The organism is Pyrococcus sp. (assembly GCF_030153625.1).
In the GTDB taxonomy this organism is placed as follows: Archaea; Methanobacteriota_B; Thermococci; order Thermococcales; family Thermococcaceae; genus Pyrococcus; species Pyrococcus furiosus.
The window spans coordinates 43079-52835 of sequence record NZ_JASKLM010000004.1 but is presented as its reverse complement, the minus strand read 5'-3'; the positions used below and the strand labels follow the sequence as shown (position 1 = coordinate 52835).

Below are 9757 nucleotides of genomic sequence, written 5' to 3'. Positions count from 1 at the left end.
AGTAAATAATGGTTTCAGACTTCATGTTCCCCCTTCTTTTTCTAAAGTACTGCCAGTAACTTAAACCTGACACCCCACAGCTTATCCTAACAGTATCCAGGGTGAACAGGAAAAGTTTTTAACAGTATATGCCTATGATAGCCTAGAATACTGGCTAAAGGAAGTAATTCCAGAGTTCGAGAAAGAATATAACGTAAAGATAAATTTAGTCCTAGTGGGGAGTACAGGAGAACTTGTTAACAGGTTAATTATAGAAAAGGACAATCCAAAGGCGGATGTTGTAGTTGGTATTGATAACACATTTATGAGCAAAGCAATAAAGGCGGGTGTTCTAGAAAAATACAAGCCCAGGAATGTTGATGTTATACCTCAGTGGATAATAGAAAAGTTCGACCCCGAATTTTACTTAACACCATTTGACTTTGGATACATAGCATTCAACTACAGAACTGACCTAATCCAAGACTATCCAAAGAGTTTAAATGATTTAATAAAACCAGAATGGAAAGGAAAAATTATAATCGAAGACCCGAGGACAAGTTCTCCAGGATTAGCATTTATGCTCTGGACTATTGCAGTGTATAAGGACCAGTGGCTCGATTATTGGGCAGAGTTACGAGAAAACGTCCAGATAGTAAAGGGATGGAGTGCAGCCTGGGAAGCTTTTAGTAAAGGCGAGTATCCAATAGTCCTTAGTTACGCCACTTCACCGGCAGCTTCTGTGTATTATGAAAACAAAACGAATATTAAGGCTATTGAGTTTGAAGAAGGAAACTTCCTTCAGATTGAAGGTGTTGGAATAGTTAAGGGAACTAAAAATATGGAGCTAGCCAAGAAGTTTGTAGAGTTCCTAATCAGCGAAAAGGCTCAAGAGAAGTTACCAACAACCCAGTGGATGTACCCTGTAAATAAGAACGTTAAGCTACCAGAAGTATATAAGTACGCTCTAGATGTTAAAAAGCCTGTCACTATTGATCCAGGTCTTGTGGAAGAAAATCTTGATAATTGGTTAAAGCAGTGGACAGAGGTTGTTGTAGAAGGAAAGAATCCTGAAGATGTTAAAGGACAATAAACTTTTTTACCTTAATTCCCACCTTTTCTCCCTTTCTTATTTTCTCTATCTCGTCTAGAGGTCTCTCAGCTAATATTGTTATGTTATCAACTTCTAAGTATACCCTCACTCTTCCTGGAATTATCTCGTAGTCAGCAACTCTAGCCATATTTCCCTCTTCAATTTCAACGTGTTCAGGCCTAAAAAATATCTTAACTTTTTTGGATGATATAGGGATATTAAATTCTAGAGAACCAATCTTTGCTTTTCCGTCTTCCACTCTTGCCTCCAACAAATTTCCGTCTCCCAAAAATCTTGCAACGAACTCACTATTTGGATTTAGATAAAGCTTCAAAGGTTCCCCAACCTGCTCTATTCTTCCAAAGTTCATCAAAGCTATCCTATCACTTATTGCCATGGCTTCCACTTGATCATGAGTTACGTACACAGTTGTAATTCCAACTTCCTCTTGGATTCTCCTTATTTCACGCCTAAGCCTTTCCCTAACTCTAGCATCTAAATTGCTCAAAGGTTCATCCAAAAGAAGAATATCTGGCTCAATAACTAGTGCCCTTGCAAGAGCAACCCTCTGTTGCTGCCCACCGCTAAGTTGTTCTGGATAGCGATTTTCAAGGCCTTCTAGTCCAACTAATTCTATAACTTCCTTAACTCTTCTTTTAATTTCATCTTTAGAAATCTTTCTAACTTTTAATCCAAATGCAATGTTCTCGTAGACGGTCATGTGAGGAAAGAGAGCATAATCTTGAAATACAAATCCAACATTCCTCTCATAAGGCTTTTTTGATGTAACATCTTCTCCGTCAAACAGAACCCTACCGGAGTCGGGACTTTCAAGCCCAGCAATTATTCTAAGGGTCGTTGTTTTCCCACATCCACTTGGACCTAAAAGGGTTAACAGCTCGCCATCTCTAACTTTTAAGCTTACATCAAGTCTAAAGCTCCCAAAAGATTTGGCTACATTCTTGAGTTCTACCCTCACCATATCTCACCACCAACTTTTTCAATTATTAAAAAGCTAATTCCCGAAACAAACATAAGAATTACAGCTAAAGCCGAAGCTGGACCAAATTGCCTTGCAGATATAAATTTGTAGATGGCCATTGTTAGTGTTGTATATTCTGGCCTTGCAAGCATGTAGGTAGTTGCAAGTTCTCCCAAGCTTATTGCAAAGGCAAATAGAGCTCCAGTTATAAGGCCTTTTTGTATCAGTGGGAGTTCCACCTCTTTAAAGGCAATCCCTTCTTTAGCTCCCAGTGTTAATGCAGCTTCAAACAGAGATTTCTTTATCTTCACTAGGGATGAGGAAAGAGCTCTTAGCACAAAAGGATATGCAATCGTTGAGTGAGCCAACACAATTATCACCCAGGAGTCATAAAGAGGAGTCTTTCTAAAGGCGAGAAGATATCCAAGGCCTAGAACTACAGAAGAACTGGCTAAGGGAAGAGTTGCAAGAGCATCTATCAGTATCTTTCCTTTGAATCTGTATTTAGTTATTGTATAGGCTAGAGGAAGAGCAACTAAAAGGGAGATTACCATTGTGAAGACACCGAATATTAGGGAGTTAAGAATTGTCCTTATGGAGGTTGTTCCAAACATTGGATTATACTCTTCCGAAAATGCTCTCATATACCATTCCAAACTAATCCTTCCGTCATAAGTTAAAGAGTCAACGACAACAGCCATCAGCGGACCAATAATAAATACTCCAATAAATGCGAAATAGAGAAGAGTTAGATAGAGAGTCAACCCCTTCAATTTTTTCTTCTCTATCATGATTCTTTGCTCTTCCATTTTTGCATAGAAGGTGAGTATCTTTAAGTAGGCGTATATAAAGACTAAGCTTAGAATGAGTTGAAGGAGAGCCAATGCAGAGCCTGTTTTGAAGTCCAAAAGAACCATTATTGAGGCAAAGATGTCAACTTCGAGAGTTGAATACTTATAACCTCCTAAGATCAAAGGTATTGAAAAGCTCATAAATGAGAATGTAAATGTTAGAAGGGCAGAAGATATCACTCCTGGAAGAATTAGAGGAAACGTCACCTTCCTAAAGAGAAGAAAACCTCTTGCTCCTAAGGTCATTGCTGCTTCTTCATAATGGGGATTTGTTCTTTCCAAGACAGCACTCACCATTCTCACTACTACTGGATAGTTGTAGAAAGCATGAGCCAAAATAATCGCTTTCCACGAGTACAGGATATTAAGCCATCCAAAAGGTCCTGACTTCCCAAAAAGTATTAGAAATCCCAAAGCAACCATAACACTTGGCATTACAAAGGGAATCGTGATTAAAGCCTTAAGAAAATCCCTCCCTGGGAAGTCATACTTTGCAAAGATATAAGCTCCAGGGAGTCCTATAACGAGAGTTACCACAGTTGAACCTATTGCCTGGACAAAGGTGAACGAAATAACTCTTAGGTGATAACTATCGGTCAACACATCCACTAAGGCCTTTACATCGATTCCCTCCTTGACTATAAGGAAAATTGGAAGGTAGAAAAACACCCCCAAGAACAAAAGTGATAAAGGCAACAATCTCTTCATGATTGTTTGTTAGATTAAGGAGTTATGAAACTTTCCTTATTCTTGCTGCCGAAAACTTGAGCTCTGGAGTTCCTGCTTTATTTAACGCATCGTTGGTTAATACATTGGCCTCAAAGTGGAAGGGTATTGCTATAACACCCCTTTGGATGTTTGATATCTTTGCCTTGAGGGTTAAGTTTCCCCTTCTCGTTTCAACTACAACGTAGTCTCCTTCTTTAATTCCGTACTCTTGGGCATCTTCCCTACTAATTAGTACAAACGGTTCACCAATCATTTTTGTCAAGGACGGACTCCTCATTGTCATCTCTCCAGTGTTATAATGAGTAATCAACCTAACCGTTGTAAGAATGAGAGGATATTCTCCATTCGGTTCTTCCCATGGCATTATTTGTTCCACTGATATAAATCGGGCCCTTCCACCTGGAGTCAAAAATCTATCGGTATACAACCTGGGTGATGGAATTACAATGCCCTCAGAGTTTTTCAGTTCCTCTACACTCCTATTTTCAAGTTCTGGGAATAACTTAAAGTATTCCTCTGTTATTTCCTCAACCCTTTTGTAGTTAAAACCCCTCAACCCAAGAGCATTTGCCAACATTGTTAGAATCTCCCAATCTGGCTTGCTCTCCCCTAGTGGTTCGCAAGCTTTATGACTCCACTGTATTCTCCTCTCGCTATTCATGTAGGAACCTTCCTTCTCACAGAAGGCGGCCGCTGGCAGGACATAGTGAGCGTACCTAGCTGTTCTTGTGAGAAATATGTCCTGAACAACCAATAACTCGAGCTTAGTTAGGGCCTTTCTAACTTTTAGAACATTTGCATCACTAATGGCAGGATTTTCACCAACGATGTAGAGGACCTTTAAATCACCATTCAATATGGCATCCCAATATTCAGTAAGGTACAAACCTCTCTCCGTGGGTAAATCTTCAACTCCCCACAATTTTGCAACTTTTTTCCTGAACTCCGAATCAGATAAAGGTACGTAACCAGGAAGAAATTCACTTAAAGTTCCCATGTAAGCTGCTCCTTGGACATTATTCTGTCCCCTCATGGGATATAATCCACCCTTTTCCCCAAAATATCCCAGGAGAAGAGCTATATTTATTAAAGCAAGAACGTTTTCAACTCCCGCTATTTGCTGAGTAACTCCCATTCCCCATAATATAGCCCCACTTCCAGCCTTTGCAAAAGCTTCAGCTATTTCTTTAATTAACCTCGCTGGAACGCCCGTAATCTTTTCAGCATATTCGGGAGTGTATTTCTTAACTCCCATCCTTATCTCTGAAAATCCTACAGTCCTCTTCTCAATGAAATCTTTATTGTACCAACGATTTTCAATTATGACATTCATTATGGCGTTTGCCAAAGTTATATCAGTCCCAGGACGAATTATTACCTTATAATCCCCAAATTTCATTGTTGTAGTTTCCCGAACGTCCACAACAATAATCTTAGCCCCATTCTTCTTGGCATTCATTATGTATTGCATAACGACAGGATGAGTTTCGGCTGGATTGTAGCCCCATATCATGAGTGCCTTGAACTTTTCCAAATCTGAGTAGGGGTTAGTCTGAATCCCTGCTCCTAGAGTTAGCTTTAAGGCGTGTACACTTGATTCATGACACAATCTAGCACAATTGTCTATGTTGTTTGTGCCCAAAAGTCTCGCAATTTTTTAGAGCAAATAATTTTCTTCATTAGTAATCTTTGATGAGGCAATAAAAGCTATTGAACTCGGTCCATAATTTTCAATAATTTCTCTTATCTTCTCAGCTATCTCGGAAATTGCTCTCTCCCAGGATATTCTCTTAAAGTCACTGCCTTCTCTTTTTAGGGGGTATCTAAGTCTATCTTTTGAATAGACATGCTCAAGTGCAAATAATCCTTTTGGACAAAGCTTACCCCTGTTTGGCTCGCCCCTATAAGGCCTAACTTTCTTTGTAATTGTATCTACCAAAAGATTGCAACCAAAACCACAGTAGGGACAAACTACTTTCACACTCATTCTCACACCTATAGACATGATAATGTCAAAAATTAAAAGTTTTTTGGTCTGTATTTACACATAAATGTAAATCTAAAACATCTTCATCAGCCAATCTTCAATAGAAATTGGTTCTATCTTAACAAGCTTCTTTCCTTGGGAGATTAGGGAATTCACTTTTTCCACATCGTTTATTATCACATTTCCATCCTCAAATATAGCCCTAAATCCTGTCAAATCAGATAGTTCTTTTCCTCTATAATTTGCAAGAACCTTGCCATGATAAAGAACCACAAGGGAATCTATTTCTTCAATGTTTGTAAATACGTGAGAGACAATTACTATGTTGAGCTTTTTCTTTAGCTCCAAAAATGTCCTCATCATACTTCGCTTAGCTATTATATCAACGTTACTAAACGGCTCATCAAGAAATACAGCCCTAGGATTTCCAACAAATGCTGAAGCTACTAAAAACCTCCTCTTGAACCCCTGGGAAAGCTCTTTAAATCTCTTATTTTTAACTTTATCTAGTTCAAAGAGGGTTATTATTTCATCAGAGTTATCATTCCCCCTAAGGTGTCCGACGGCACTAAGGTATTCCTTAACTCTGATGTTCGGTGGAAACACAATTTTTTCATACGCAAAACCCAATTCAGAGGCAGGAACATCCAGATAGTCCCTGCCGAATATCCTTATATTTCCAGAGTCTGGCCTTATTATATTGCTCATAATTTTGATAAAAGTTGTCTTTCCACTTCCATTTGGCCCTAGAATAAATGACAGTCCCTCATCAAGTACAAATGAGACATTATCTAGAGCTTTTATTTCTCCGTACGATTTACTTACGTTCCAGCACTCTAAAAACATATCCCCCCACCACGCCAATTATTATAATAAGGGCTACATGAGGAGTTGGAAATTTAACTTTAGGAAGCAACTTAACGGTAGCTTTGCTATTGAGGCTCTGAACTACCATCAACACAGCACCTCTGAGGTTAGTAGAAAATCTACCCTTGTGTGTACCTTCATAAGTAACTACGGTAACGTTTTCTCCTTTAATGAGATATTCCCCCGCTATGGGAATTGTTATAAGCTTTATATTAACTGCACACGTTTTTGTTTCTTCTTCCCCTTTAGAGACTCCGAAGGATAAAAAGGTCATTTCTAGGGGATGAGAAGCTAAGAAAGTAATCACTCCTAATGTTCCAGCCAAAAATAGAGATGACAAAATAATCGTCATCCAAAACCTCAATAGTAGTCACCTCCCTCAAAGATTTTAATTGTTACAAGAGGTGTAATGCCCAATAAGAGCAAACCAACAATGGACGTAAACTTCAACTCCACAAATTCAGGGAAGAGCATCCATTGAAAGAGGTCTAAGAAAGGAAAAATAAGTTCATTTCCTGGCAGTTCCGACAAGAATGCCCCAACCACTAGGAAAGAGAGTAGAACAGAAAAAGAGTATTCCCTTGAAGAAACAGAAATTAGCGATGAAAAGAAAATTCCCCAGGTTGAAGCTAAAAATAGCGAAATAAAGAGCTTTAACATAACACCAACTTCAATGTTCATTCCATATAGCTGAAGAAGGAAAGAAATAGCAATGCTAACAAGTAGGGAGCTGAAGAGAGAATAAACTAGAACTGGGGATAATCTCGTCAAGATTATGGCCCTTTTATTTCTCAAAATTCCAATGTCATATATTATGGTTCCCATAGAGATAGATTTTCCCAGGATAAGAGCAGATAAAAGAGAAGCAGACAAGAAAACTCCACTAAATACAATTTTTATTCCCTTTTTAAGTGCTTTAGTTTGGGAACGTGCTACCTCATCAAAAAAGTACATGAGCGAGTGAGAGCTTTCCTCTATAACATTTCCTACTTCCTTGCAGGGAACTGTCTTCATGAACTCTGTTCCCTCACTAGGAATTTCCCCTAAGTCACTGAGAGCAAACCAAGTTATTACCAACAGGAGGGAGGGGAGGATTATCAGGAGAATAACAAGACCTTTATTTGACTCAATTTCAAGCAAGATATGCTTCACAAAATCACCTCCTTCTTAAAATTAGGTATGCAATTAATCCAAGGATTCCAAAAACAATGAGTGGAGTCCTTGATGTTCTTTGAGAGATAAGATGCTCTATTTGATCCCTAGAGAGTTCAGGGTTGAATATTAACAGAACACTACTATTGGTTACTCCAAAAGGATCCACAGGGTAAAAAGCTGAGGCCTCTATAACGAAGTTGTTCTTATAACTTACATCTATGGTTTTTAAGGGGACAGGTGCATCACATATTATATTACTCCAATTTCCCCACTCAACTAGGCAGACCTCATAGTTAAATGTTGTGGAGGAGAACAGATACTTTACGTCATTAATAACGATTCCACTTGAACCTGTGCTAATTCTAAAACTTTCGTAGTCCCCCTCTCTAAGATACTCAACTAAATGGAATGGCCTTTTTGTGTTTGGATTTATATAAAAAGGAAAGAAAACTGGCGTGTTGTTTAGATAGAAAGTGTTAGTGTCTTCTCTTATTCTAAAGTCTTTGTAATTGATTTGTTGATAAACCCCTTGAGATCTGGGCTGGCATCATCTATATGTAGGACAACAGTCACTTCATGAGTGTTTTCTGGTATTATGATTTCTACTCTCCCTAGATATTCTCTAAATCCGCTCAAATTTTCAGGAATAGCTACTGGGATAGTTTGATAAGTATTGTTTCCTACCCCACATAGTGGGATAATAACAACTGTCCCTTGAACAATAGTTGTGGAATATCCTAGAGATAATAAACCAACAAAAAATACAAGAAAGAAATATGAAATAAATACTCCTCTCATCCTGCTACCCCCCGATATAGAGTAAACCTCCTACATCTGCATTGGGATTAAATATCACTATCTCTTCAGAATCTTTCCAGAGAAAGTGATATGTTTTTCTAACTACTTTTACATAAGCTCTTGCATCAATCCTATATCCATAGGATGTTTTCGTTGATAATTTTCGTATCCAATAGTTAGGTTTTATAGTACCTAACATCTTTCTCTAAGCTATCATAATCTTTGCTCCTCACTTCTAGTAAATACAATGGAGAGAATACAGTTCTCTCCTTATCTCCATTTGTATACCATGTGAGGCTATAGCCAGATGCTGCAGCTGCTACTACACCATATTTTCCATTAATAGAAACATCAAAAGAGAGGTACGCGCTCCCATACCCTCTAGAAATTGACACCCTAGCATATGATACACTATCAGCAGTGTCAACCCATTTGCCAAGCAACTTTGTTACTGTTCCATGACCAGCAAGTTCAGGAGTAATTTCATTCTTTCTACTATTTACATAGGTAGATACTACTAAAATAATAAGCAATATTACACTAAATAATCTGTATGTAAATTTCAATACCACTGTCATCACCAAAACTTTATCGTAATAATTTTCCTTATAAAATTTTCATTGTACAGATATATAACAGAACATAGGTAGGTATAACTGAGAACTTAATTAAGTTAAGGACAAAAATAAAATTCCAAAATAATTTAGACAATCTTCTTTAGGAAATACTCGTGAATTCTAGTATCGTCAGTAAGCTCGGGATGGAATTCTAGACCGATAACGTTTCCTTGTTCAACCCCTACAACTCTATCTTCCAGCCAAGCAAGGGGCTTAACCTTGTCTGACAAAAGCTCAACTATCCTCGGAGCCCTAATGAAAACACCAATGAATGGTTTATCGTCAAATGCCAACTTTACAGGAGCTTCAAAGCTGTCAACTTGCCTACCATAGGCATTCCTGTTCACCTTCACATCAAGAACCTCAAGGAACTTTTGCTCTGGTGTAGCTCCAATAACTTCCTTTGCAAGCATTATCAGCCCTGCACAAGTACCCATTGCGGGGAGGCCATCCTCAATCATCTTTTTTAATGGATCAAATAATCCTGTTCTCTGCATTAGTCTTGAGATTGTTGTGCTTTCCCCTCCTGGGATTATTACTCCATCAATTTGGTTGAGTTGTTCGGGTCTCTTGACCCATATAACACTCCCTTCAATCCCTAATCTTTCCAAGGCCCTTTTAGTAGCTTCAATGTGCTCGCTTACATCTCCCTGAAGGCCAATAACACCTATCTTGACCATTAAATCACCTCAAAAAATA

9 protein-coding genes and 1 pseudogene are annotated in these 9757 nt (G+C 38.4%); 1 reads left to right on the top strand and 9 read right to left on the bottom strand.

Translation table 11 applies throughout. The features are described 5' to 3' along the window. Positions 1–94 precede the first annotated feature (94 nt). Positions 95–1072 (top strand): thiamine ABC transporter substrate-binding protein, encoded by a 978-nt coding sequence (locus PWP39_RS01405; protein ID WP_288072071.1) that lies wholly within the window; start codon positions 95–97, stop codon positions 1070–1072. On the opposite strand, the gene PWP39_RS01400 is transcribed toward PWP39_RS01405, so the two are convergent. From PWP39_RS01400 to pdxT, 9 genes and pseudogenes are all read right to left on the bottom strand, one after another. Beyond that, a complete protein-coding gene (locus PWP39_RS01400; RefSeq protein ID WP_288072066.1) occupies positions 1059–2054 on the bottom strand; it encodes an ABC transporter ATP-binding protein in 996 nt (331 codons plus the stop codon). The two genes, PWP39_RS01405 and PWP39_RS01400, sit on opposite strands and share 14 nt — an antisense overlap. Further along, positions 2048–3613, bottom strand: a complete 1566-nt coding sequence (locus PWP39_RS01395) for an ABC transporter permease (protein ID WP_288072064.1) — start codon at positions 3611–3613, stop codon at positions 2048–2050. Before PWP39_RS01395 ends, PWP39_RS01400 begins: the two co-directional genes overlap by 7 nt. A gap of 22 nt (positions 3614–3635) precedes the next feature. Then, positions 3636–5639: pseudogene (gene fdhF, locus PWP39_RS01390) on the bottom strand (formate dehydrogenase subunit alpha). A 54-nt stretch (positions 5640–5693) separates the two neighbouring features. Beyond that, positions 5694–6467 (bottom strand): ABC transporter ATP-binding protein, encoded by a 774-nt coding sequence (locus PWP39_RS01385; RefSeq protein WP_011012669.1) that lies wholly within the window; start codon positions 6465–6467, stop codon positions 5694–5696. After that, positions 6439–6852 (bottom strand): hypothetical protein, encoded by a 414-nt coding sequence (locus PWP39_RS01380; RefSeq protein WP_014835434.1) that lies wholly within the window; start codon positions 6850–6852, stop codon positions 6439–6441. Before PWP39_RS01380 ends, PWP39_RS01385 begins: the two co-directional genes overlap by 29 nt. Further along, on the bottom strand, positions 6849–7640 hold the full coding sequence (locus PWP39_RS01375; RefSeq protein ID WP_011012671.1) for a hypothetical protein: 792 nt from the start codon (positions 7638–7640) through the stop codon (positions 6849–6851). The genes PWP39_RS01380 and PWP39_RS01375 overlap by 4 nt, the downstream gene beginning before the upstream one ends. Positions 7641–8132: 492 nt before the next feature. After that, entirely contained in the window at positions 8133–8441 is a 309-nt protein-coding gene (locus PWP39_RS01370; RefSeq protein ID WP_011012672.1) for a hypothetical protein, read from the bottom strand. A 176-nt stretch (positions 8442–8617) separates the two neighbouring features. Continuing rightward, positions 8618–9019, bottom strand: coding sequence for a hypothetical protein (locus PWP39_RS01365; RefSeq protein WP_011012674.1), 402 nt, complete (start codon positions 9017–9019; stop codon positions 8618–8620). Positions 9020–9144: 125 nt separating this feature from the next. Then, complete coding sequence (gene pdxT / locus PWP39_RS01360; RefSeq protein ID WP_011012675.1) at positions 9145–9738, bottom strand: pyridoxal 5'-phosphate synthase glutaminase subunit PdxT; 594 nt, start codon at positions 9736–9738, stop codon at positions 9145–9147. Positions 9739–9757 lie beyond the last annotated feature (19 nt).

Bases quoted from the DNA above. Each gene is read 5' to 3' on its own strand.
- PWP39_RS01370 (WP_011012672.1), bottom strand. From the start codon at position 8,441: ATGAGAGGAGTATTTATTTCATATTTCTTTCTTGTATTTTTTGTTGGT.
- PWP39_RS01400 (WP_288072066.1), bottom strand. From the start codon at position 2,054: ATGGTGAGGGTAGAACTCAAGAATGTAGCCAAATCTTTTGGGAGCTTT.
- PWP39_RS01395 (WP_288072064.1), bottom strand. From the start codon at position 3,613: ATGAAGAGATTGTTGCCTTTATCACTTTTGTTCTTGGGGGTGTTTTTC.
- PWP39_RS01385 (WP_011012669.1), bottom strand. From the start codon at position 6,467: ATGTTTTTAGAGTGCTGGAACGTAAGTAAATCGTACGGAGAAATAAAA.
- PWP39_RS01365 (WP_011012674.1), bottom strand. From the start codon at position 9,019: ATGACAGTGGTATTGAAATTTACATACAGATTATTTAGTGTAATATTG.
- pdxT (WP_011012675.1), bottom strand. From the start codon at position 9,738: ATGGTCAAGATAGGTGTTATTGGCCTTCAGGGAGATGTAAGCGAGCAC.